This window comes from Paraburkholderia sp. 32 (genome assembly GCF_050435345.1).
Taxonomy (GTDB): domain Bacteria; phylum Pseudomonadota; class Gammaproteobacteria; order Burkholderiales; family Burkholderiaceae; genus Paraburkholderia; species Paraburkholderia tuberum.
The window spans coordinates 1,956,658-1,978,591 of record NZ_JBNDKD010000001.1; the positions used below are offsets into that span (position 1 = coordinate 1,956,658).

22 protein-coding genes are annotated in these 21,934 nt (G+C 64.1%); 16 read left to right on the forward strand and 6 right to left on the reverse strand.

Annotation, left to right across the window (positions count from 1 at the left end; genetic code table 11):
* The gene (locus OKW26_RS09120) at nucleotides 1–1,176 is read left to right on the forward strand and encodes an alginate O-acetyltransferase AlgX-related protein (RefSeq protein WP_429353372.1); all 1,176 of its coding nucleotides are present in this window, start codon (nucleotides 1–3) and stop codon (nucleotides 1,174–1,176) included.
* A complete protein-coding gene (locus OKW26_RS09125) occupies nucleotides 1,154–2,818 on the forward strand; it encodes a glycoside hydrolase family 44 protein (RefSeq protein WP_429353373.1) in 1,665 nt (554 codons plus the stop codon). The genes OKW26_RS09120 and OKW26_RS09125 overlap by 23 nt, the downstream gene beginning before the upstream one ends.
* A 51-nt stretch (nucleotides 2,819–2,869) precedes the next feature.
* Here OKW26_RS09125 and OKW26_RS09130 read toward each other — a convergent pair whose 3' ends face one another.
* The 3 genes from OKW26_RS09130 to OKW26_RS09140 form a co-directional block, all read right to left on the reverse strand.
* Complete coding sequence (locus OKW26_RS09130) at nucleotides 2,870–3,658, reverse strand: CDP-diacylglycerol diphosphatase (protein ID WP_429353374.1); 789 nt, start codon at nucleotides 3,656–3,658, stop codon at nucleotides 2,870–2,872.
* 103 nt (nucleotides 3,659–3,761) lie between these two features.
* Nucleotides 3,762–5,216 (reverse strand): indoleacetamide hydrolase, encoded by a 1,455-nt coding sequence (gene iaaH / locus OKW26_RS09135; RefSeq protein ID WP_429353375.1) that lies wholly within the window; start codon nucleotides 5,214–5,216, stop codon nucleotides 3,762–3,764.
* A 203-nt stretch (nucleotides 5,217–5,419) separates the two neighbouring features.
* Entirely contained in the window at nucleotides 5,420–5,635 is a 216-nt protein-coding gene (locus OKW26_RS09140) for a hypothetical protein (RefSeq protein ID WP_008917353.1), read from the reverse strand.
* 725 nt (nucleotides 5,636–6,360) lie between these two features.
* Between OKW26_RS09140 and OKW26_RS09145 the strand changes: the two genes are divergently transcribed.
* Both OKW26_RS09145 and OKW26_RS09150 read left to right on the forward strand, forming a co-directional pair.
* A complete protein-coding gene (locus tag OKW26_RS09145) occupies nucleotides 6,361–7,074 on the forward strand; it encodes a J domain-containing protein (RefSeq protein ID WP_429353376.1) in 714 nt (237 codons plus the stop codon).
* 283 nt (nucleotides 7,075–7,357) lie between these two features.
* Nucleotides 7,358–7,978 carry an arsenate reductase ArsC gene (locus tag OKW26_RS09150; RefSeq protein WP_184062752.1) on the forward strand — a complete coding sequence of 207 codons (621 nt, stop codon included), beginning with the start codon at nucleotides 7,358–7,360 and terminating at the stop codon, nucleotides 7,976–7,978.
* Here the strand turns inward: OKW26_RS09150 and OKW26_RS09155 are convergent.
* Entirely contained in the window at nucleotides 7,975–8,301 is a 327-nt protein-coding gene (locus tag OKW26_RS09155) for an H-NS family nucleoid-associated regulatory protein (RefSeq protein ID WP_184066186.1), read from the reverse strand. The genes OKW26_RS09150 and OKW26_RS09155 overlap by 4 nt on opposite strands.
* 787 nt (nucleotides 8,302–9,088) lie before the next feature.
* On the opposite strand from OKW26_RS09155, the gene OKW26_RS09160 reads away from it, so the two are divergent.
* Nucleotides 9,089–9,397: a hypothetical protein gene (locus OKW26_RS09160; RefSeq protein ID WP_167368698.1), complete on the forward strand. Its 309-nt coding sequence runs from the start codon at nucleotides 9,089–9,091 to the stop codon at nucleotides 9,395–9,397.
* Nucleotides 9,398–9,515: 118 nt separating this feature from the next.
* On the opposite strand, the gene OKW26_RS09165 is transcribed toward OKW26_RS09160, so the two are convergent.
* The gene (locus OKW26_RS09165; RefSeq protein ID WP_429353377.1) at nucleotides 9,516–9,791 is read right to left on the reverse strand and encodes a hypothetical protein; all 276 of its coding nucleotides are present in this window, start codon (nucleotides 9,789–9,791) and stop codon (nucleotides 9,516–9,518) included.
* A 999-nt stretch (nucleotides 9,792–10,790) separates the two neighbouring features.
* Between OKW26_RS09165 and OKW26_RS09170 the strand changes: the two genes are divergently transcribed.
* The 5 genes from OKW26_RS09170 (at nucleotide 10,791) to OKW26_RS09190 (ending at nucleotide 14,779) form a co-directional block, all read left to right on the forward strand.
* The gene (locus OKW26_RS09170) at nucleotides 10,791–11,357 is read left to right on the forward strand and encodes a copper-binding protein (protein ID WP_429353378.1); all 567 of its coding nucleotides are present in this window, start codon (nucleotides 10,791–10,793) and stop codon (nucleotides 11,355–11,357) included.
* 144 nt (nucleotides 11,358–11,501) lie between these two features.
* Nucleotides 11,502–11,735, forward strand: a complete 234-nt coding sequence (locus OKW26_RS09175; RefSeq protein WP_184066177.1) for a hypothetical protein — start codon at nucleotides 11,502–11,504, stop codon at nucleotides 11,733–11,735.
* Nucleotides 11,736–11,897: 162 nt separating this feature from the next.
* Nucleotides 11,898–12,650: an SDR family NAD(P)-dependent oxidoreductase gene (locus tag OKW26_RS09180; protein WP_429353379.1), complete on the forward strand. Its 753-nt coding sequence runs from the start codon at nucleotides 11,898–11,900 to the stop codon at nucleotides 12,648–12,650.
* A gap of 110 nt (nucleotides 12,651–12,760) precedes the next feature.
* Complete coding sequence (gene rhmD, locus OKW26_RS09185) at nucleotides 12,761–13,939, forward strand: L-rhamnonate dehydratase (protein WP_429353380.1); 1,179 nt, start codon at nucleotides 12,761–12,763, stop codon at nucleotides 13,937–13,939.
* A 57-nt stretch (nucleotides 13,940–13,996) separates the two neighbouring features.
* Nucleotides 13,997–14,779 (forward strand): SDR family NAD(P)-dependent oxidoreductase, encoded by a 783-nt coding sequence (locus OKW26_RS09190; RefSeq protein WP_429353381.1) that lies wholly within the window; start codon nucleotides 13,997–13,999, stop codon nucleotides 14,777–14,779.
* A 19-nt stretch (nucleotides 14,780–14,798) separates the two neighbouring features.
* Here OKW26_RS09190 and OKW26_RS09195 read toward each other — a convergent pair whose 3' ends face one another.
* A complete protein-coding gene (locus tag OKW26_RS09195) occupies nucleotides 14,799–15,794 on the reverse strand; it encodes a LysR family transcriptional regulator (RefSeq protein WP_429353382.1) in 996 nt (331 codons plus the stop codon).
* A 121-nt stretch (nucleotides 15,795–15,915) separates the two neighbouring features.
* On the opposite strand from OKW26_RS09195, the gene rhaM reads away from it, so the two are divergent.
* The 6 genes from rhaM (at nucleotide 15,916) to rhaS (ending at nucleotide 21,904) form a co-directional block, all read left to right on the forward strand.
* The gene (gene rhaM, locus OKW26_RS09200) at nucleotides 15,916–16,233 is read left to right on the forward strand and encodes an L-rhamnose mutarotase (protein ID WP_429353383.1); all 318 of its coding nucleotides are present in this window, start codon (nucleotides 15,916–15,918) and stop codon (nucleotides 16,231–16,233) included.
* Nucleotides 16,234–16,307: 74 nt separating this feature from the next.
* Nucleotides 16,308–17,201, forward strand: a complete 894-nt coding sequence (locus OKW26_RS09205; protein WP_429353384.1) for an amidohydrolase family protein — start codon at nucleotides 16,308–16,310, stop codon at nucleotides 17,199–17,201.
* Between the two features lie 47 nt (nucleotides 17,202–17,248).
* Nucleotides 17,249–18,778: a sugar ABC transporter ATP-binding protein gene (locus OKW26_RS09210; protein WP_184062735.1), complete on the forward strand. Its 1,530-nt coding sequence runs from the start codon at nucleotides 17,249–17,251 to the stop codon at nucleotides 18,776–18,778.
* Nucleotides 18,775–19,830, forward strand: coding sequence for an ABC transporter permease (locus OKW26_RS09215; protein WP_429353385.1), 1,056 nt, complete (start codon nucleotides 18,775–18,777; stop codon nucleotides 19,828–19,830). The genes OKW26_RS09210 and OKW26_RS09215 overlap by 4 nt, the downstream gene beginning before the upstream one ends.
* A complete protein-coding gene (locus tag OKW26_RS09220; RefSeq protein WP_429353386.1) occupies nucleotides 19,823–20,854 on the forward strand; it encodes an ABC transporter permease in 1,032 nt (343 codons plus the stop codon). The genes OKW26_RS09215 and OKW26_RS09220 overlap by 8 nt, the downstream gene beginning before the upstream one ends.
* 39 nt (nucleotides 20,855–20,893) lie before the next feature.
* On the forward strand, nucleotides 20,894–21,904 hold the full coding sequence (rhaS, locus tag OKW26_RS09225) for a rhamnose ABC transporter substrate-binding protein (RefSeq protein ID WP_184066155.1): 1,011 nt from the start codon (nucleotides 20,894–20,896) through the stop codon (nucleotides 21,902–21,904).
* Nucleotides 21,905–21,934 lie beyond the last annotated feature (30 nt).

The window sequence follows — 21,934 nt, forward strand, 5'->3', positions numbered from 1 at the left end:
ATGGAAGATCCCAAGCCGCTACCTCAATTACCCGCCTCGCGCGCCAGCAAGATCGCTGCCGTCATCCTGATGGTCTTCCTGTTCGCGGGCCTGCTTTCCAATCTCAGGTTCGCGTCGACGACCGAATCGGTGTTGCCTCATGCCGTGACCCGGGCCGGCATTCTGGACGGTGCGGTATCGAAAGAACTCGCCAATCGCATGGCCGATACGCCGATCGCCGCCGACGCGGCGCGCGCGCAGCGTGCGCTGGGCTGGCTGACGCTGCACGATCTGGGGCCGCGCGTGCGGCAGGGCTGCCCGGGCTGGTTGTTCCTGCGCGACGAACTCAGCGTGTATGCCGATAGCGACAGTCATCTCGCCACGCGCGCGGACACGGTGGCCGCCGTGCAGCGCGAGCTGGCGAGGCACGGTATCGCGTTGCTGGTCGTCGTGGTGCCCGACAAGTCGCGTATCGAGCCGCAACATCTGTGCAGTCTGTATCGTCCGGTTTCGTTGGGTGCGCGTCTCGCTGACTGGACCTCGCGTCTGACCGCTGACGGCGTGCAGGTGCTGGATCTCAGTGCGGCGCTGCGTGGCGCGCCGGGCGGCGCTTTTTTTCGGACTGACACGCACTGGACCGAGGACGGCGCGGGTGCCGCGGCGCAGGCCGTGGCGCAGCGCATCCGTGCGATGGGGGTCCCGCTGGGTTCGAGTAAGCCCGACTATCGCGTCACAGACAAGCCTCCCGGCCGGCGGCCCGGCGATCTTGTGCGTCTGGCCGGCCTGGATGATTTGCCGCCGTCCTGGCAGCCGAGGCCTGAGATTGCGGCCAGCCGTGACTACATTCCTCAGGCTCAGGCGGCCGCGTCAGCCGACGATCTGTTCGGCGATGCCGATCTGCCTGGCATCGCGGTGATCGGCACTTCTTATTCGACGACGTCCGATTTCGTGCCTCAGCTCGCTTTGGCACTCGGAACAGGCGTGGGTAATTTCGCACGCGAGGGCGGCAAGTTCGGCGGCTCGGCGCGCGCCTATTTCGCGAGTCCGGCTTATGCTCAGACACCGCCCAGGCTCGTCGTTTGGGAATTGGACGAACGGGATCTGCAGTCGCCGCTCGAAGCGGAAGATACGGTCGTCGTGCCGAAATCCAGCGCCCTAGACTCACGGACTCCGCATGTCGAAGCCAGCACACTTTAACTGCCACAGCTTGATGGCGATGATGCTAGGGGCGGGCGCGCTGCTCTACGCCGATCTGCCCATGGCTGCGCCGCTGCCGGTGATCATTACGGTGGATGCCGCGGCCAACCGGCATCCAATCAGCCCGCTCATCTATGGCTTGAACTTCGGGACGGCGGAAATCCTGCGGGATCTGCGCGTGCCGATCAACCGCTCGGGCGGCAACACCGCTTCGGCTTACAACTGGCGGCTCGACGCTCACAACACGGGCCAGGACTGGTTTTTCGAAAGCCTGCCGACCGATCCAAAAGACATCTACCAATACAACGACCGTTTCGCGGCGCTTACCCGTGACGGACACGCTTTACCGATGCTGACCATCCCGATGATCGGCAGGGTAGCGCGACTCGATAAGGACGGTAAGCCGCTCGTCAGTTTTTCGGTCAACAGGTACGGCAAGCAGCAGAGTGTCGACGCTCACGGTTTGTCTGACGCGGGCAACGGCATCGCACCCGACGGCACCCCTATCAGGAACGACCCGGACGATGCTTCGTTGCTGGACGATCCGCAGAGCCAGCAGGAGCGCGTCAGGCAACTCATGCGTGGATCCGGTAGTGCCGGCTCGGACGGTGTGCATTACTACCTGATGGACAATGAGCCGAGTCTGTGGCAACTCAACCATCGCGACATGCATCCCATCGGCGCCCATGCCAGCGAGGTAGCGAACAAGGTGATCGCCTATTCGCACGCCGTGAAGGCGGCAGACCCGGGCGCGCGGGTCGTGGCGCCGGAAGAGTGGGGTTGGACCGGGTATCGCTTTAGCGGCTTCGATCAGCAGTACTTCGCCGCGCACGGTCAGGGCAATCCGCCGGACAGGGAAAACGAAACGCGAGGCATGGACTACGTCCCATGGCTGCTCACGCAATGGAAGCAGGCCGGCCGCCCTGTCGACGTTTTCAGCCTGCACTTTTACCCGCAGGGCGGAGAATTCAAGGAAAACCAGAATGCGGCCACGGCTGAAACGCCTGCCATCGAACTCGCCCGTAACCGCTCCACGCGCGACCTGTGGGATACGAGCTACAAGGATCCGACCTGGATCAATAGCGTGGTGGCCCTGATTCCGTTGATGCGGCGGTGGGTCGACAGCTATTACTACGCTGGTACGCCGATCGCGCTGACGGAATACAGTTGGGGCGGCGATACGACCATGAACGGCGCCACGGCCCAAGCCGACGTGCTGGGCATCTTTGGCCGGGAAGGGTTGGACATTGCTACGCGCTGGGGCACATTGAATCGGGACATGCCGGTCTACAAGGCGATCAAGCTCTATCGCAACTACGATGGCCAGGGCTCGGGCTTTGGCACCACCAGCATCGCCGACACGCAGCCCGACCCGGATCGGGTCTCGTCTTTTGCCGCCGTGCGTGATCACGACCGCGTCATGACCATCGTGGTGATCAACAAGCAGCTTGATCAACCGGCTGACGCCACCATTGCGATCAACAACTTTGATGTGACTCAAGGCAAAGCCCAGACCTGGCAACTCATGGACAATGCCTTATCCCGTCTGCACGACACCGACTATGCGAGCGGCCAATTGCACCTTACTCTGCCGCCGAAAACCGTAACCTTGCTGGTTTTGCACGGCGCGGGCCGGCAATGACACCGTTGCTCGCATGCTGGTGCGGGCCAATTCTGCGGGTTCGGCAAACGCTCAATGATCGTCCGCGACGCGGCACGCGTGATCGAGCAGCCCTTCGGCCGTGCCGCTGCCGCCTTCGATGTCGATGCCGCTGTTGACGATCAGCCAGCCATCCCGAGCCGCGGACGGTCCCGCGCCGGTAACCAGGACGGTTTGCGTGGCCATCGTCGCCGGATCGGGATTGTCGCGGGCGACGATCCGGAACGGGTTGTCGGCGCCGCTCAGCGAGTTCACCCGCATGATCCTGTAGCGCTCGCCATCGAGCGTCTGCCAACGCCACTCGCCGGGCGTGTCGTGAGCGTGATCGGCGAGCGCGGCGCTGACTTCACGCCGCATGCAGTCGATGTGGATATGCAGCTGGTTTTGCGAGCGACGAGATTCGGAGTTGATTTCGAGGCCGAACTGATCGTCGGGCAACTCGCGTTTGACCGCTTGCTGCACGTAATGACGCGAATCCCACGCGTCACGCCAGTAGTCCTTCGCATCGGGCGCGAGGATCAGCGGACTTTCGATGCCGGTGATGCGATCGGTCGGCATCAGCAGAAACTGCGAGCGGCCGAGAATGTCCTTCAGGACGACGTAGCGTTTGTCGAGATCGACGAGCGTGCATTGACCCGGTGTGCCCGTGGCCTGCTGCGACGGCACGCAGCGGATGTCGACGATCTTCCACAGCGCGTTGGAATCGACCGTCGCGAGGCGCGCGCAGGCGCCGGCGGCGAAAGCGACCGCGAGCACGGCGCTCAAGTGAACGGCGCGGCGTACGAGGCCGCGAGATGAGAGGGCGGTGGCGGGGTTCGTCATCGTCGCTTAGGGGGAGGTTCGGGCGGGCAAAGCGTCGGAATGCGGGCTGCAACGCGCAGGCATTAAAGCACAAACCTGATGGCGCGCATGTGAAACACGGGCTTCAAAGCACCGGCGCGGGCAACGTTCCCAGTACCTGTTCGAACGCGACACCGATGGCCAGCAGGCGCCTGTCCGAGCCGAGCGGTCCATCGAGTTCGAGGCCGACCGGCAGCCCGCTTGCGCTGATACCCGCCGGCAGCGACAGCCCCGGAATGCCGGATGTGCTGGCCGGGTCGGTATTACGCAGGAACGCTTCCATCGTATCGATCGGTGGGCCGCCGTCGATCGTGACCGTCGACGAGCCGTTCAGATCGTCGATCGGTACCGCGACGAGCCGCGTCGTCGGAAACAGCAACGCGTCGAGACCGGCATTCGCGAACGTCGCGGCGACGTAGTTCCGCAGCCGCGGTCGCCAGTAGTTGAGCGCCGCCGAGTAGTGCGAGCCGAGCACGTCGGCGAGCACGTCGTCGTAGATCGCGCGCACATCCGGGCTCGCGATGCGCACGGCCAGTGCGGCGACGGTTTGCACCGGCGCCCGATTCGCGATCAACCACGCGAGCACGTCGTCGCGCGCTTCGTGAATGGCGAGCGGACCGCCGACCATCCCGTTCAGATACTCCAACTCATTCATCGCGACCGGCACGAACGTGACGCCCGCCGCTTCGAGCTTTTGCAGTGCGGCGCGCGCGACGTCCTCGACCTGTCGCTCGAGAGCATCCCACAGCGGCGCGGGCAAGCCGATGCGCAAGCCGTCGAGCGCAATCGCAGGCAACGCGCCGTCGCCGGTGATCACGCCGTCGAGCAGCGCCAGGTCGGCGACGCTGCGTGCCATCGGCCCGACGGTATCGCGCGTATGGCTGATCGGCACCACCGCGTTGGGATCGTGATAGCGCCGCTCGGCACCGCCATTGCCGACCGATGGACGCAAACCTGCGGTGCCGGTCAGCGCGGCCGGGATGCGGGTCGAGCCGCCGGTGTCGGTGCCGAGTCCGGCGGGCGCGATGCGCGCGGCGATCGCCACCGCGGTGCCGCCCGACGAGCCGCCCGGTATCAGCGACGGATCGTACGGATTGCGCACCGGCCCCGCGTGCGCGGACAGGTTGGTACTCGTGATGCCGAACGCGAGTTCGTGCATGTTGGCCTTGCCGAGCACGATCGCGCCCGCGTCGACGAGGCGTTGCACCGATGGGGCGTTGGTGTTCGGCACGAAGCCCGCGAGCGCGGGCGTGCCGGCCGTCGTCGGTAGACCTGCGGTGTTGATGTTGTCCTTGACGACGATCGGCAAACCGGCGAGCGGCAGACGTGCCCGCTCAGCCGGCGGCAATGCGTCGATGCGCTGCGCCGCGGCGAGCGCGCCGTGGAAGTCGAGCGTGGTGAGCGCATTCAGGTGCGTGAGCGCGGCGGCGCGCGCGAGCAGGGTGGCGACGTAGTCGGCGGCTTTGAGGCGGCCCGATTGCAGCGCCTCGACCGCTTGTGTCGCGCTGAGCGCGAGCTGTGCGTCGACGGTCCATGTCATGACCGGCGTCTCCGTATCGATGGGTGCGTCGCGGGCGGCGCGAGTTTCGACTGCATCCGTCGAAGTAGCGGACAGGTCACGCGGGCAGACAGCGAACGCAAGGGTTCACCTATTCTGGCACATCCGCCTGAAACCCGATGCCGGGCGATGCGCAACGCTTGTCGTGCTCGCTGTCATCGACATCGATGCGCTCCGGGATCGCCTTATTGGTGATTATCGATCCACATACGCCCCCAGTCCGACGCGTAGGCGAGCGCATGCTCTTCGTCGAAGAAGTAGTCGAGCGCGTCGAACGAATAAGCCTTGCGGGTATTCTCGTCGCGCTGCTCGATCGTCAGATTGGCGGCGAATAATCCGTTGGGGAGCAGTTGCGTTGCCGCTTCGACCTCGTAGCCCTTGTAGCGGATGTGTGAGTTCATGATCTTGACTTGTCTGTGTGCCCGCGAATGTCGTGCGGAATACCAATGCGTGCGGCGCGGCCCTGTCGTTGCCATAGGTGAGTGAAGCGGCGGGCAGGTCAAGCGTAGGGCGCGCTCTGCAGCGGTTGAACCAATCTTTCGTCGAAAGCAAATCAGCGCGGGGCCGCAGTGGTAATCAGAAGCCCGGATTGGATCGAAGTCGCTGTTTCCGGTGACTCTATTCGCGTGGAGGCGCGGTGTCTGTTATGTGGCGCACGGTCGCTCGGCGCAAAGCGTGGCGCCGCGCGCGATTGCGGCGGCGTCACGGTGCCCGGGGAGTATTCAGACCGCGTGCAGGACGCGCGCGGGACGACCGTCAGCGGCGATGGAGGTGGCGGGGCTCGGTGCGCAGGCCAGGCTCGCAGTCGCATGGCTCGACGCGGCGGGCGCTTTGCAATGCACTTGAGCGCGCGGCCGATAAGCATATGGCGAACCGTTGGTTGGGCGCGTGCGGGTCTGACGATAAGATGGGCTCGTCTCCTCCATGACATCTCCTTAGACATGGGACTCGGCCTCGCTACGCAAGTGGTGGGGCCTTTTTTTCGTGGGCCGTTGGAGGACGATCTGCCGCCGTGCCATCGCGGCAATGCCGGCATGCGCGTGCTTGCGTGGAGGCCGGGTCACGATGACGCCGCTTTTAGCATGCTACGATGCCCGCAGTGATTTTTCGCGAGATCGAGTCCAGCATGGCAACCCTGTATGAGACGCTCGGCGTGCCCGCGCACGCCACCGACGACGAAATCAAGCGGGCCTACCGGAAAGCCGCGATGAAGTGGCATCCGGACCGCAACCACGGTGCCGAGGACGTGGCGCGCGCGGCGTTCCAGGAAATCAAGGACGCGTACGCGATCCTGTCCGATGCCGAGCAGCGCAACGTCTACGACGCGGTCTACACCGAGCAGATGCGCGAGTGGGAGGCGCAGCACACGCGTCGGCAACGCGCGCAGGCGAAGCGCGAGGCAGCGGCGCGCGCGGCCGACGAAGCCGCGTATGCCGAGATGGTGTCGATCGCGATCCGCTTCGCCGACCAGGGCCACAATCGCGACGTGCTGTTCGGCGTGCTGCTCGGGCGGCAATGCGAACCGCAGCGCGCCGCGCAGATCGCCGACAGCGTCGCGGCGTTGCAGGCCGCGCGCCGCGACGAGGCGGACGCCGCGCAAAACGCCCAGCGCGCGGGAAAGACCGCGAACAGCGCGCAAGCGGCGCAAGCCGAGGCGTCCGAGCCCGAACTGGCGGACCGCGCGCAAGACACCGGCGCGGCCTCGCAAACCGCCCCTCGCGACACGCAGCCTTCCAGACGCGAGAACCATGCGAAGCGCGACGAAACCGTCAGCGACATGCATCCGGCCGGCGCGCTCGGCAACCTGTGGTTTCAGTTCCTCAACAGCCTGAAGTTCTGACCCGCCGCCGACGGCGACCGGGCCAAGCCCCTCGTGCCGGACCGGCGGACCGGCGGCAGCGTCGGTTGATCTGGCAAATATTGACAGGGTGCTGAAACAGTGGGCCGGACACTGGTACACTGCCCATCGTTCGCAAAGTTGTGCTCTGTGCCCGTGAGTCGAGATACCTGGTGCGAATCCCGAGGCGCAAATAATAAAGACGCCGTAGTGTCACGGGGGCGCAAGACTGGAGCGGCACAATTCCGCCCAGAGGCCAATAAAAAAACATCGGTACGGGGTAAGCGTGTCCAGAAAATATAAGGTGTTGTTTCTCTGCCGCGATAATTCGATCCGCAGCATCATTGCCGAAGCTTTACTGCGCGAACTGGCGGGGCACCGGTTCGACGCGTTCAGCGCGGGCCCTGAACCGGCCGCGCGCCTTCATCCACTCGCGGTCGCGCAATTGCGGCCCGGCATTTCCGGGCGCGCGGTGCTGAGCCCTAAAAGCTGGCTCGAATTCACCGGCGAATGGGCGCCGCGCATGGATATCGTGATCGCGCTCGACGAATTCGTCGGCGGACTGCACGCGCCGGTATTTCCCGGCGCACCGGCGTTCGTCTATTGGACCATTACCGATCCGCTCGCGGGCGGCCACGGCTCCGCTGACGAGCAGGCCTGTCTTTTCGACAAGACCTTCTGGCAGATCGTGCGGCAGGTCAGCGCGCTTATCGAGCTGCCGCAATATGCGCAGCCTGCCTCGAATCACGCGAATCTCGTCGATGCGGCGAATGCCGTCAATGCGGGGAATACGGTGAATGCCGTCAATGTGGCAAGCGGTGGCGCAAAACCGGTGCGTGGCACGGCGGTTCGTTTCGAAGCCGCAGCCATTGTGCCCGCGCCTTCGAGCGCGGCGGCCTGCACCTAGCGGTTATTCGGGCGCCCGAGCCGCGTGCCGGCGAACGGGTCGTTCGACCAGTCCACCTGTTTTTTCGGTTGGGGCGGGGGCGCCGGTTTTGCGGCCAATTCGAAATGCTCAATGCTCTGGCCGGCACTAATAGCCTGCTTCAACCATTGCGGCATTTCGCCATTGCCGTCCCAGCTGTCTCCGGTCGCATTGCGATAGCGCTCAGCCTTTTTGGCCAATGACTCGGTCGCCAGCGCTGCGGCAAGGTCTTCTGGTCTGATACCAAATTCTTCCATACGATGGCGGAGATAGGCAATCATGCTATCTCGCTTCCTTTCGTCCATAGGATATTCGTCCTTCTAAAACGTGCAGCGTGCTGTCGAAGACAGATTGCGGGGAAAAAGCTGCGAAGCATCGAGCCCGACTGAATGGGGCCGCCCCGCGGTGGGGTTGTCGATTGACGGAAATGCCATGTGCCGGGTTAAAAAACGTTGCTCCCTGAATTGCAATACGGCCTCGGACAAAGACGGCCGCTGGAACAACCGACCCTCGAACCGAGAGTCTCGATCAGCAAATATTTCAGCATGTCGCAACGCGACGAACGAGGCCGGTAAGCCTGACGTTCGCTATGAAAAACTCTGTGTCTCGATGCAATGATTGCGAATGGATGGAGTCATTCCACGCTGTCCGTCTTTCACCGGACTCTCGTCGACGTGCGGGTTCGCTTTTTGTGCGTTGTAGCAACATGATAGCGCAATGCGCGAGCAAAGCACGCTTAGTTCACGTTGAATTTGTCGGTGAATGCGGTTTATCGAACGGTGTGGACGATTGGCGACACTGCTGGAAGCTCCTGGATTGAATTCCGGGGTGCGCGAACTATAAAAGAAGGACGACAAGCTGCGAATGCAGACTTACAGCCGCCTTGTGCGCGCCGATTCCGCCGACGCTCGGGAACGCGTCGAGTATCGGTTGCAAGCGCGGTAATTCTTCATCTGTTTAGTTCGGTGACCCGTCGCAGCAGTAGCGCATTGGCATCGACCCGTTCCTCGGCCCGATTGGGCAGGTTGGCTGTTCGCGGATCAATTCTTGTGGAGGACGAACGCTGCTGCGCCGGATTCGAGGAGTCCGGAAATGAGAGTACGTATATTGATGATTGCCGCGACCGCCGTTCTGTTTCTCGCGCCGAGAACGGCCATCGCCGAGGAGTTGAGCGGCCAGGCGGAGCACGCCGTGTCGGGTCGCGCGATGATGGAGCACGATGCGGACGAATCGGCGCAGGCGACGACCGACATGTCGTTCGGTCAGAACTGGGACCCGCGTGAGCAGGGCATACGCAACGCGTCGTATGGTGGTGTTCCGGCGGGCGAGTCGCAAGCGGGAGGCCGGCGCAGCCAGTCATGCTCGTTCAGCACGGAGTGCAAGACTTATTTCGGTCAATGACCAGAGTTCGCGAGCGGCAGCGGGGCGCCGGGAACGACCCCGGATCGCGAGGCAACGAACAGGTGCCGAGCGCTGCCGCCGCCGCCTTTCACGCGCTTGATCGCAAGCGCATGCCATTTCACGCGAATGCCGATTCCCGCTGGGCATCAGCGCAGCGCTCGCCGAGGCGAGCGACGATATCGTCGACGCCGCGCGCCGCGTCGTTCTCCGCCGCTTCGTAGTAGCCGCGGAACTCCTCGAGCAGAGCGCGCCATGACCCATGCCAGCGCGTTTCTCTTAGACAGGCGCCGGACGAATCGGCAATACGCAACACGCCGTTGTCCGGATAGAACGTCAGCGTGACGAGGAGGCCGTCGATGACGCAGGCGGCGGTGCAGGGGCGAGTCGTGACCATGTGTGGTGTCCTTTCGATAAATCAATGTGTGTGCGTTAGACGGTGACGCGAGCTTCGGCAAAGGCTGTGCCTGTGATGCCCACATGACTGTGGCCATCGGCTCAGGCGTTCTTTTTCGTTGCCTTGACGGCAAAATTCGCTCGATCAATACAGCCGTGTTCGCAGTATTCCAATGATTGACGACAATTTTTTGTATTCGTCGTGCAGCGATGCGTAATCGCTTCAGTATCATCCATTAAGGGTTTGTGCGGAGTCGTTCGGCGATTGCCAATCTGCCGCGCGCCCACCGCTTTTCAATGCATATCGAATGCGCCGATTCGACGGTTGTCAGGCAACCGGACAGAGTCAGAGCGAGGACGGCGTCGCCGGGCATCTGAGCTCAGCGAATTGCAGCGATCATATTTTTATGGCAAATGAATCGCCCACTGTCATAAAAGATTTGACGCGGCAAACCCGATTAATCGGGAATGGCGATGCGCAGCCACTTGTCTTGCCATTCCTTTGCGCGTTTGCTAGCATCCCCGAAACCGTTTGAAATAGTCATAACGTTCGGCAATTTCCGGACCCGCTCACGTTGGGTCGCCCGGTAGTCCATCTCGTTACGAGGAATATGTTATGGCTAGCTCTCTACCCCTCCGCTGACGCTCGCGGGAACGCATGCGCAAAGCCGCGCGGCTCCTTGCGCAAGCTCATCCGCCACGACTCCGCATACCGATTGCATCGCATGGAGAAGCACGCGCTTTTCGCGATTGGCTCTCCGGGACAAATCGACGCATTAGAAAGGGACCGCCATTGGTTTCAGAAAGCGTAACCCCGTCCGCTAAAAGCGATTAATAGTCCGTTTTTTCTTTTTATTCGAAGCGACTGCACTTGCCGGTGCTAAGCGTAGTACGCGATCTGCGGCAAAACATTTGCCGTAACATCGACGCAATCAAAAGGAGCATTTCATGGCTTGTAATTCAACGGACTCCGGGCTCATGCAGGTGAAGGCGATCGCGGTTGCGTTGGTGGTTTGCGTCGCCGCGGCGGGTCCGGCGCTGGCACAGGACAACGCGGGCCGCGTCCGCGCCGGAACAGCGGGCAATTGGCGCCGCCGCGCTGCTGCACGTACAGGCGCGCGTCGTCGCGATCGATCCCGCGACGAACAGCGTGACGCTGCGCGGCCCGCAAGGCGGCGAGGAAGCTTTCGACGTGAATCCGCAAGCCGCCGACGTCAGCAAGCTGCATGTCGGCGACGTCGTGACGATTGCGTACAAGAAGGCGGTGCTGGTCGGCGTCGACAAACTCGCGCCGAACGGAATCCGCCAGCGCATCGATACCGAAGTCACGCAGCCTGCGGCCAACGGTGTCGTTGCATCGGCGCGGCGCATCGAGGTCGTCGCGACGGTGCGCAAGATCGATCGCAAGAAGCGCACGATCACGCTGCGCGGGCCGTCGCGCACGGAAACGCTCGACGTGGCGCCGGACATTGCGCTCGAGAAACTGAAGGTCGGCGATTCGGTGCGCGCGGTATTCGTCTCGGCCATCGCGGCGTCGGTGTCGCGCAATGGCGCGGACGTCAAATAACGGCGATCGAGAAGGCTTAAATAAACTACGCTGAAGCGTATCGAGGTGCACGGCGTAGAACCGCAACCGGCGGTTCGACGTCGCGCCGGCCATTGCGGCTCAGGTTTCACGATGGTCATCGCGTCGCGCGCGAAGGAGCGGGGAATGGAACAGAGCGAAACGGAAACCACTGCCGAATCGGAGCGCAAACGGCTGGTCCGCAGCAAGATACACGTGGGCCTCGCGGCGCTCGGCACGTTGTCGTCGGTGTTCGGGATCGGCATTGCGATCATCGGCGGGATCAACTTCGACCAGACCAAGGTGCTGCTCGGCGTCGGCATCATCGTCGTGTCGACCATTCTGTATGTCTCGATGCTTTTCGTCGCTGCCGATGATTAGCCGCTTCGCTTCCCTTTAGCGCCCGCTCCCGCTGCCGATCCACTTTTGCTATCGCCCCCGCGAATAGTCGAATTGTTGGCGCATCGCGCCGCCCGTATATTGACTGCAGCGATATACAACAACTCGATGGCACGCCGCACGGCGGCCTACAGGAGCACAGCAATGAATCGGATCGATCTGGAGGGGCGCACGGTCGTCATCACCGGCGGCGCGCGTGGCATCGGCTACGCGGTCGCGCAGCGGGCGTTGCGCTCGGGCGCGTCGGTCGCGTTGTGGGACGTCGATAGCGAACGGCTCGCGCGCAGTCAGCGCGAGCTGAGCGAACTCGGCAAGGTCAGCGCCATCACGGTCGAGCTGACCGACGACGCCGCGGTCCAGCAGGCCGCCGCGCAAACGGTCGCCGGGCACGGCTCGATCGACGTGCTGATCAACTGCGCGGGCATCACCGGCGGCAACGGCACGACCTGGGAGCTTGCGCCCGACATGTGGCGCCGCGTGATCGACGTGAATCTGATCGGCCCGTACCTGACCTGCCGCGCGGTCGTGCCGCAGATGCTGAAGCAGGGCTACGGCCGCATCGTCAATATCGCGTCGGTGGCGGGCAAGGAGGGCAATCCGAATGCTTCGCACTACAGCGCATCGAAAGCGGGGTTGATCGGGCTCACCAAGTCGCTCGGCAAGGAACTCGCGACCAGAAACATCCTCGTCAATGCGGTCACGCCGGCCGCGGCCAAGACCGAAATCTTCGATTCGATGTCGCAGCAGCACATCGACTACATGCTGTCGAAGATTCCGATGAACCGTTTCCTGCTGCCGGAAGAAGCGGCGTCGCTGATCCTGTGGCTGTCTTCCGAAGACTGCGCGTTCAGCACCGGCTCGGTATTCGACCTGTCGGGCGGCCGCGCCACCTATTGAGCGCGCTGCTCGCGCATTGCTCACGCAGTGCTCACGTCCCGCAGCGTATTGCACACGCGTCGAACGCGCGTTGTCGAGCCGCTTCGACGCCTCTCTCACGGAGCCCTTTCATGGCCATGCCTACCATCCGGCACGTGCGTGCCTTCATCGTTCGCGGCGGCGGCGCGGACTATCACGACCAGGCCGGCGGACACTGGATCGACGATCACATCGCGACGCCGATGGCGCGTTACCCCGAGTACCGCCAGAGCCGCCAATCGTTCGGCATCAATGTGCTCGGCACGCTGGTCGTCGAGATCGAAGCGAGCGACGGCACCGTGGGCTTCGCGGTGACGACCGGCGGCGAGATCGGCGCGTTCATCGTCGAGAAGCATCTCGCGCGTTTTCTCGAAGGGCAACTGGTGACCGACATCGAGAAGATGTGGGATCAGATGTACTTCGCGACGCTGTACTACGGGCGCAAGGGCGTCGTGCTGAACACGATTTCCGGTGTCGATCTCGCGCTGTGGGATCTGCTCGCGAAGGTTCGCAAGGAGCCCGTGTATCAGCTCTTGGGCGGCCCGGTGCGCGACGAGCTGGTGTTCTATGCGACCGGCGCGCGGCCCGATCTCGCGAAGGAGATGGGCTTCATCGGCGGCAAGCTGCCGTTGCAGCATGGTCCCGCGGAAGGCGAAGACGGACTCCGGCAAAACCTCGACAAGCTCGCCGACATGCGCTCGCGCGTCGGCGACGACTTCTGGCTGATGTACGACTGCTGGATGAGCCTCGACCTGCGCTACGCGACGCGGCTCGCGCAAGGCGCGCACCAATACGGCCTCAAATGGGTCGAGGAATGTCTTCCTCCCGACGATTACTGGGGTTACGCCGAACTGCGCCGCAACGTGCCACGCGGCATGATGGTGTCGACCGGCGAGCACGAGGCGACGCGCTGGGGCTTCCGGATGCTGCTGGAGATGCAGTGCTGCGATCTGATCCAGCCCGACGTCGGCTGGTGCGGCGGCATCACCGAGCTGATCAAGATTTCCGCGCTCGCCGATGCGCACAACGTGATGGTGGTGCCGCATGGGTCGTCGGTGTACAGCTATCACTTCGTCGTTACGCGCCATAACTCGCCGTTCTCCGAGTTTCTGATGATGGCGCCGAAAGCCGACGAGGTCGTGCCGATGTTCAATCCGCTGCTGCTCGACGAGCCGGTGCCGGTGAACGGGCGTATGAAGGTGCCGGACACGCCGGGCTTTGGCGTGCGGCTCAATCCGGAATGCGCGCTGGTGCGGCCTTATCCGCATTGAACGTGTCGAACGTTTTGAACCTGTGCCGAACGGCGAACCGCCGCAAAGGAGATTAGGGTGCTGCTCAAGGACAAAGTCGTGATCGTCACCGGCGGCTCGCGCGGCATCGGACGCGCGATCGCGGTGGCCAGCGCGCGCGAAGGCGCGGACGTGGCGATCAACTACTGGGGCGACAACGACGCATCGTATGGCCGGCGCTCGGCGGTCGAGGAAGTCGTCGGCGAAATCGAGGCGTTGGGGCGGCGCGCGATCGCGGTGGAAGGCAACGTCGCGGCGCGCGACACCGGCCAGGAGCTGGTGCGACGGACGCTCGACGCGTTCGGCAAGCTCGACGTGCTCGCGAGCAATGCCGGCATCTGCCCGTTTCACGCGTTTCTCGACATGCCGGCGGACGTGCTCGAATCGACGGTCGCGGTCAATCTGAACGGCGCGTTCTTCGTCACGCAGGCTGCCGCGCAGCAGATGAAAAAGCAGGGCACCGGCGGCGCGATCGTCGCGACGAGTTCGATCAGCGCGTTGGTGGGCGGCGGCATGCAAACGCATTACACGCCGACCAAGGCCGGCGTGCATTCGCTGATGCAGTCGTGCGCGATCGCGTTGGGGCCGTTCGGCATCCGCTGCAACTCTGTCATGCCGGGCACGATCGCGACCGATCTGAACGCCGAAGATCTCGCCGACGAAGCGAAGAAGGCCTACTTCGAAAAGCGCATTCCGCTCGGCCGCCTCGGGCGTCCCGACGACGTCGCCGATTGCGTCGTGTTTCTCGCGTCGGACCGCGCGCGCTATGTGACGGGCGCCGCGCTGCTCGTCGACGGCGGCCTGTTCGTGAACCTGCAATAAGCGACGCGCGATGCGGGCGTCAATTGACCGTGACGGGCGTAGTCGGCGTGCCGGGTGCGGCGGCCGGATCGTCGCGCGCGAGGTCGCGCGAGAAGCCGCGCAGCAGTTCGATGAAGCGCAGCGCCGGCTCGGCGAGCTGCTCTTCCTTGCGCGTGAGAATGCCGAAACCCGCGAGACTCTTGCCGATTTCGAGTGGCAGCGCGACCAGCAGCCCGCCGCGCACATGATCGCGCACGACCGACTCCGGCAGCATCGCGACCGCATCGTAATTCTCGAGCAATTGCAGCGTCGCGAAGATCGACGCGCATTCGGTCAGATTGACTGGCGTGGCGAGCCCGGCACGCGCGAGTTCTTCCTCGAACAGCACGCGCGCCGGACTCGTGACGGGTTGCGCAACCCACGGCCACGCGACCAGTTCGCGCAACGTGATGCGCGTGCGCCGCGCGAGCGGATGCACGGCGCGAACGACGAGCAGCAGCGTTTCGCGCGCGAGCGGCTCGAAGCTGAAGTCGTTGTGCTGCAGAGGGTTGGTCAGGCGCCCCAGCGCGAGATCGACCTCGCGCCGATGCAGCAATTGCACGACCTGATCGCTTGTTTCACCGAGGATGCGCACGCTGAGCAGCGGGCTTTCGGTCTTCAGCGCGGCGACCGACATCGCCAGCAGATCGGGCGCGGCGCCCATGATCGCGCCGACGGTCAACTGGCCGTGACCGCCGCGGCGTTTGACATCGAGGTCTTCGGCGAAGCGTGTGAGCTCGGCGAGCGCACGGCGCGCGTAAGCGAGCGTGACGACGCCGAGCGGCGTCGGCGTCATGCCGCGCGCGTTGCGCTCGAACAGCAGGAAGCCGAACGCTTCCTCGATGTCGCCGAGCATGCGGCTCGCGCTCGGTTGCGCGACGTTGACGGCCTCGGCGGCCTGATGCAGGTTGCGGGTGTCGTCGAGTGCGACGAGCAGGGCGAGATGCTTGAACTTGAGACGATTGATGAGTGCGACGGCGGCTGAATGTTGGCTCATGGTGCCAGTAGGAGTGCCCGTGCGATTCGGTTTGTGGATCGACCAATCCCAACAACGGATTGAGAGGCTATCGATGCAGGAATTATAGTCGTTCGAAGAGGTCGACAGGAGACAGGCCGCCATGGAGACAATCGCTTTTCGGATGGTGCTGAACCCCGGCATGCGCGAAGAATACGAACGGCGTCATACGCAGATCTGGCCCGAGCTCGTTGACGCGCTGCACAACGCCGGCGTGCGCGACTACCGGATTTTCTTCGATCCCGACACGCATCATCTTTTCGCGGTGCTCTCGCGCACCAGCGATCACACGATGGACCAGTTGACGCAACTCGACGTGATGCGCAAATGGTGGGATTACATGGCCGACATCATGCAGACCGCGCCCGATCACACGCCGCTGTCGCAGACGCTCGAACCGGTCTTTCGTCTCAGTCATTGAGTCGAGCTGAACCCAACTGAACCCCGCAACGACGCACGAACCTCGAAACGCTTTTCACCGGACGAAGGTGCCGCATGCAGGTTGTCGATTCGCATATCCATCTGTGGGATCTGAAGACGCATCGCTATCCGTGGCTGGAGAACCCGGGCGTGTCGTTCGTCGGCGATGCGCGCGATCTGAAGCACGACTATCTGCTCGACGATCTGCTCGGTGAAGCGGGCGACGTCGACGTGCTGAAGCTCGTGCACGTCGAAGCGAATCACGATCCGGCCGATCCCGTCGAGGAAACGCGCTGGTTGCAGTCGATCGCGGATCGCGACGCCTCGCGCGGCATGCCGAATGCGATCGTCGCCGCCGTGGACCTGTCCGCGCAAAATGCGCCCGCGTTGCTCGAAGCGCATGCGTCGTTCGCGAATACGCGCGGCATCCGGCAGATTCTCAACGTGCACGACAACAAACTGTTCGATTACGTCGGCCGTCATTACATGCGCGAGCCGCGGTGGCGCGAGCATTTCGCGTTGCTGCGCCGTTACGACCTGTCGTTCGATCTGCAACTGTATCCGTCGCAAATGGAGGAGGCTGCCGCCTTGGCGCGTGCGCATGCGGACACGCTTCTGGTCGTCAATCATGCGGGCATGTTCGTCGATCGTAATAGCGTGGCCGGTTACCGCGCGTGGCGCGAAGGCATGCGTCTGCTCGCGGCGTGTCCGAACGTCGCGGTGAAGATCAGCGGGCTCGCGATGTTCGATCATCACTGGACCGTCGAAAGCCTGCGGCCTTATGTGCTCGAAACGATCGATACGTTCGGCGTCGAACGTGCGATGTTCGCGTCGAATTTTCCCGTCGACCGGCTGTTTGGTTCGTATACGGATTTGTGGCGCGCGTATGCGGCGATCATTGGCGATGCGAGCGAGGCTGAGAAGGACGCGCTGTTTCGGCGCAACGCGCAACGGTACTACCGGATTTGACGCGCGGCGCGTCGAAGAGAAGACAGCCGCAAAAAAGGAGACACGCAGTGCAGCCATCCCCTTCCACGGTGCCGCGACTCGAATTGCGGCACGCGAGCAAATCCTTCGGCCGGGTGCGCGCGCTGTCCGACGGCGACCTCGTGCTGTGGCCCGGCGAGGTGCATGCGCTGCTCGGCGAGAACGGCGCGGGCAAATCGACGCTCGTGAAAATTCTCGCCGGGGTGCATCAGCCCGACGCCGGCGAGCTTCTGGTGAACGGCGAGCCACGTCGCTTCGCGACGCCGGCCGAAGCGCGCGACGCCGGGCTCGCGGTCATCTATCAGGAGCCGACGCTGTTCTTCGATCTGTCGATCGCGGAGAACATCTTCATGGGCCGGCAGCCGGTCGACCGCTTCGGCCGCATCCAGTACGACGCGATGCATCGCGAAGTGGACGGACTGCTCGCGTCGCTCGGCGTCGAGTTGCGCGCGGATCAACTGGTGCGTGGTCTGTCGATCGCGGATCAGCAGGTGATCGAAATCGCGAAGGCGTTGTCGCTGAACGCGAGCGTGCTGATCATGGATGAACCGACGGCCGCATTGTCGCTGCCCGAAGTCGAGCGGCTCTTCGCGATCGTGCGTAAGCTGCGCGAACGCGACGTCGCGATTCTGTTCATCACGCACCGGCTCGACGAAGTATTCGCGCTGACGCAGCGCGTGACGATCATGCGCGACGGCGCGAAAGTCTTCGACGCGCTGACCGCCGATCTGAGCACCGACGCGATCGTCGCCAGGATGGTCGGCCGCGATCTGCAAACCTTCTATCCGAAGGCCGATTGCACACCGGGCGACGTGCGTCTGTCGGTGCGCGGCTTGACGCGCATCGGCGTGTTCAAGGATGTCTCGTTCGACGTGCGCGCCGGCGAGATCGTCGCGCTCGCGGGCCTCGTCGGCGCGGGACGCAGCGAGGTCGCGCGGGCGATCTTCGGTATCGATCCGCTCGATTCGGGCGAAGTGTGGCTGACCGGCAAGCGGCTCGACACCGGCAAGCCCGCGGCCGCGGTGCGCGCCGGGCTCGCGCTGGTGCCGGAGGATCGCCGCCAGCAAGGGCTCGCGCTCGAACTGAGCATCGCGCGCAATGCGTCGATGACGGTGCTCGGACGGCTCGTTCGGCATGGGCTCATTTCGACGCGCAGCGAAACGCAGCTCGCCAACAAGTGGGGCACGCGTCTGCGCCTGAAGGCGAGCGACCCGGGGGCGCCGGTCGGTACGCTGTCGGGCGGCAACCAGCAGAAGGTCGTGCTCGGCAAGTGGCTCGCGACCGGCCCGAAAGTGCTGATCATCGACGAACCGACGCGCGGCATCGACGTTGGCGCGAAAGCCGAGGTGTATGGCGCGCTCGCCGAACTCGTGCGCGATGGCATGGCCGTGCTGATGATTTCGAGCGAGCTGCCCGAGGTGCTCGGTATGGCCGATCGCGTGCTCGTGATGCACGAAGGCCGCATCAGCGCGGAGCTCGCGCGCGCCGACGCGAACGAGGAGCGCATCATGGGCGCCGCGCTCGGTCAGGGACTTTCACCATTGGGACGTGCAGCATGATGCGCCATTCCACCCATCCCGCGCCGGTGCGGCAGTCGCTGCCGAAGCGTTCCGCCGCTTCATCGGGCGGCCTCGTCGCGAGCGTCGCGAAGAGCCGCGAAACCACGTTGTTCGTCGTGCTGATCCTGCTGATCGCGGGGACCGGGCTCGCGAAGCCGCAGTTCCTGAATCTGCAGAATTTGCGCGACGTGCTGCTGAACGTGTCGATCATCGGTCTGCTGACGGCTGGGATGACCGTCGTGATCCTGATGCGGCATATCGATCTGTCGGTCGGCTCGACGGTGGGTATCAGCGCGTACGCGGTGGGCAGCCTGTACGTTGCGTTCCCGCATATGCCGGTGCTCGTCGCGCTGGCCGCGGGGCTCGCGATCGGGCTCGTCGCGGGTGGCATCAATGCGCTGCTCGTCGCGGTGGGGCGCGTGCCTTCGCTGGTGGCGACGCTGTCGACGCTGTACATCTTTCGCGGCGCCGATTACGCATGGGTGCACGGCGGCCAGATCAACGCGACCAGTCTGCCCGACGCGTACTCGCGGCTCGCGACCGGCACGCTGCTCGGCATCCCGACGCTCGCGCTGATCGCGATCGTCGTACTCGCCGGCCTGTCGGTGTATCTGAAGCAGTATCGCGGCGGTCGCGAGCACTATGCGATCGGCTCGAATCCGGAAGCCGCGCGGCTCGCGGGCGTGAACGTCGAGCGTCGCGTGATGTCGGGCTTTTTGTTGTCCGGGGCGATTGCGGGCTTTGCGGGCGCGTTGTGGCTCGCGCGCTTCGGCACCGTCGATGCCAGCACCGCGAAGGGCATCGAATTGCAGGTCGTCGCGGCGGCGGTGGTCGGCAGTGTCGCGATTACGGGCGGCGTCGGCACGATCCTCGGCGCGACGCTAGGTGCGCTCGTGCTCGGCGTGATCAGCATCGCGCTCGTCGTGCTGCACGTGTCGCCATTCTGGGAGCAGGCGATCCAGGGCGCGCTGATCGTCGCCGCGATCGCCGCCGATACGCTGCTGGCCCGCTCCGTCGCCAAACGCATGATGAGGAAACGCGATCATGGCTAAACCCGATTCCGCGCTGCTCACGCGCAAGCGCGAAACGCCGCTGCAATGGGAAGTGTTGCTGGTGATCGTGCTGATCGTGTCGCTGGTGTTGGGCCGCTGGCTGTCGCCGGTGTTTCTGACCGGCGCGAACCTGAGCAACGTGCTCGCCGATCTGACCGAGATCGCGCTGATGGCGCTGCCGATGACGCTGATCATCGTCGCCGCCGAAATCGATCTGTCGGTCGCGTCGGTGCTGGGCGCGTCGAGCGCGCTGATGGGCGTGCTGTGGCACATGGGGCTGCCGATGCCGGTCGTGATCGTCGTGGTGCTGATCGCCGGCGCGCTGGCGGGCCTGCTGAACGGCCTCGTGATCGTCAAGCTGAACCTGCCGTCGCTCGCGGTCACGATCGGTACGCTCGCGCTGTTTCGCGGTCTCGCGTATGTGCTGCTCGGCGATCGGGCGGTCGCGGATTTTCCGGCCGCGTATACGGCGTTCGGCATGAACACGCTTGGCCCCACGTTCATTCCGTTGCCGTTCGTGATCGTGATCGTCGCCGCCGTGCTGTTCACGGTTCTGCTGCAAGCCACCGCGTTCGGCCGCAGTCTCTATGCGATCGGCGCGAATCCGACCGCCGCCGCGTTCTCCGGCATCGAGGTCGCGAAGATCCGCTTGCGCCTGTTCGTGCTGTCGGGTCTCGTCAGCGCGCTTGCGGGCATCGTCTATACGCTGCGCTTCACGAGCGCGCGCGGCGATAACGGCGAGGGCTTCGAGCTGTCGGTGATCGCCGCGGTGCTGTTCGGCGGCGTCAGCATTTTCGGCGGACGCGGCTCGATGGTCGGCGTGCTGCTGTCGCTGCTGATCATCGGCGTGCTCAAGAACGCGCTGACACTCGACGACGTATCGAGCGAAACGCTGACCATCGTGACCGGCGTGCTGCTGCTCGCGTCGGTGCTGATTCCGAACCTCGTCGCGCGCTGGCGGGCGGCACGCGACCGGCGTTTCATCGCGAAGTCCGCCGCCACGTCTTCTTCATCCGCAACCTAGCTTCCCCTCTCTGTCCAACAACAACGCAGGAGACACTTCATGTTCAAACCTCTACGTCACACCGGCATGGCCGCGCTCTGCGCCGCGTTGCTCGCGATCAGCTGCGGCGGCGCGTTCGCCGCGGAACTGAAAAGCGGGCTGAAGATCGCGTTCGTGCCGAAGCAGATCAACAACCCGTACGAAGTGATCGCCGACGACGGCGGCCTCGCCGCGATCAAGGAATTCGGCGGCGTGGGCAAGGCGGTCGGGCCGTCGGATGCGGGCGCGTCGTCGCAGGTGTCGTACATCAACACGCTGATCACGCAGCACCAGGATGCGATCGTGATTGCCGCCAACGATGCGAACGCGGTCGTGCCGTATCTGAAGAAGGCGATGGGTCAGGGCATCAAGGTCGTCACGTTCGACTCCGATACCGCGCCCGAGGGCCGCCAGTTGTTCGTCAATCAGGCGAACGCCGAAGGCATCGGCCGCGGCCAGGTGCAACTGGTCGCGAAGCTGATGGGCGGTGAGGGCGAGTTCGCGATTCTGTCGGCGACGCCGAACGCGACGAACCAGAACACCTGGATCAAGTGGATGCAGGAGGAGTTGAAGAAACCGGAGTACTCGAAGATCAAGCTCGTCAAGATCGCGTACGGCAACGACGACGATCAGAAGTCCTTCGTCGAAACGCAGGGCTTGCTGCAGGCGTATCCGAACCTGAAGGCGATCGTCGCGCCGACGACGGTCGGCATCGCGGCGGCGGCGCGCTATATCTCGTCGTCGTCGAGCAAGGGCAAGGTGGCGGTGACGGGCCTCGGCACGCCGAACCAGATGCGCGCGTTCGTGAAGAACGGCACCGTGACCGCGTTCCAGTTGTGGGATCCGAGCGAGCTCGGCTATCTGGCCGCGTACGCGGCGGCGTCGCTCGCGTCGGGCACGATCACGGGCAAGGAGGGCGAAACGTTCGACGCCGGCAAGCTCGGCAAGCGCACGATTGGCGCGCACGGCGAAATCATTCTCGGGCCGCCGACCACGTTCGATGCGAGCAACATCGACAAGTACAACTTCTGAGCTTCGGCAACGCCGACTGTCCACCTGATC

Bases quoted from the DNA above. Each gene is read 5' to 3' on its own strand.
- rhaM (WP_429353383.1), top strand. From the start codon at position 15,916: ATGGAGACAATCGCTTTTCGGATGGTGCTGAACCCCGGCATGCGCGAA.
- OKW26_RS09165 (WP_429353377.1), bottom strand. From the start codon at position 9,791: ATGGTCACGACTCGCCCCTGCACCGCCGCCTGCGTCATCGACGGCCTC.
- OKW26_RS09120 (WP_429353372.1), top strand. From the start codon at position 1: ATGGAAGATCCCAAGCCGCTACCTCAATTACCCGCCTCGCGCGCCAGC.
- OKW26_RS09160 (WP_167368698.1), top strand. From the start codon at position 9,089: ATGAGAGTACGTATATTGATGATTGCCGCGACCGCCGTTCTGTTTCTC.
- OKW26_RS09140 (WP_008917353.1), bottom strand. From the start codon at position 5,635: ATGAACTCACACATCCGCTACAAGGGCTACGAGGTCGAAGCGGCAACG.
- OKW26_RS09175 (WP_184066177.1), top strand. From the start codon at position 11,502: ATGGAACAGAGCGAAACGGAAACCACTGCCGAATCGGAGCGCAAACGG.
- OKW26_RS09205 (WP_429353384.1), top strand. From the start codon at position 16,308: ATGCAGGTTGTCGATTCGCATATCCATCTGTGGGATCTGAAGACGCAT.
- iaaH (WP_429353375.1), bottom strand. From the start codon at position 5,216: ATGACATGGACCGTCGACGCACAGCTCGCGCTCAGCGCGACACAAGCG.
- rhmD (WP_429353380.1), top strand. From the start codon at position 12,761: ATGGCCATGCCTACCATCCGGCACGTGCGTGCCTTCATCGTTCGCGGC.
- OKW26_RS09180 (WP_429353379.1), top strand. From the start codon at position 11,898: ATGAATCGGATCGATCTGGAGGGGCGCACGGTCGTCATCACCGGCGGC.
- OKW26_RS09220 (WP_429353386.1), top strand. From the start codon at position 19,823: ATGGCTAAACCCGATTCCGCGCTGCTCACGCGCAAGCGCGAAACGCCG.
- OKW26_RS09155 (WP_184066186.1), bottom strand. From the start codon at position 8,301: ATGGACGAAAGGAAGCGAGATAGCATGATTGCCTATCTCCGCCATCGT.
- OKW26_RS09145 (WP_429353376.1), top strand. From the start codon at position 6,361: ATGGCAACCCTGTATGAGACGCTCGGCGTGCCCGCGCACGCCACCGAC.
- OKW26_RS09125 (WP_429353373.1), top strand. From the start codon at position 1,154: ATGTCGAAGCCAGCACACTTTAACTGCCACAGCTTGATGGCGATGATG.
- rhaS (WP_184066155.1), top strand. From the start codon at position 20,894: ATGTTCAAACCTCTACGTCACACCGGCATGGCCGCGCTCTGCGCCGCG.
- OKW26_RS09195 (WP_429353382.1), bottom strand. From the start codon at position 15,794: ATGAGCCAACATTCAGCCGCCGTCGCACTCATCAATCGTCTCAAGTTC.
- OKW26_RS09215 (WP_429353385.1), top strand. From the start codon at position 18,775: ATGATGCGCCATTCCACCCATCCCGCGCCGGTGCGGCAGTCGCTGCCG.
- OKW26_RS09130 (WP_429353374.1), bottom strand. From the start codon at position 3,658: ATGACGAACCCCGCCACCGCCCTCTCATCTCGCGGCCTCGTACGCCGC.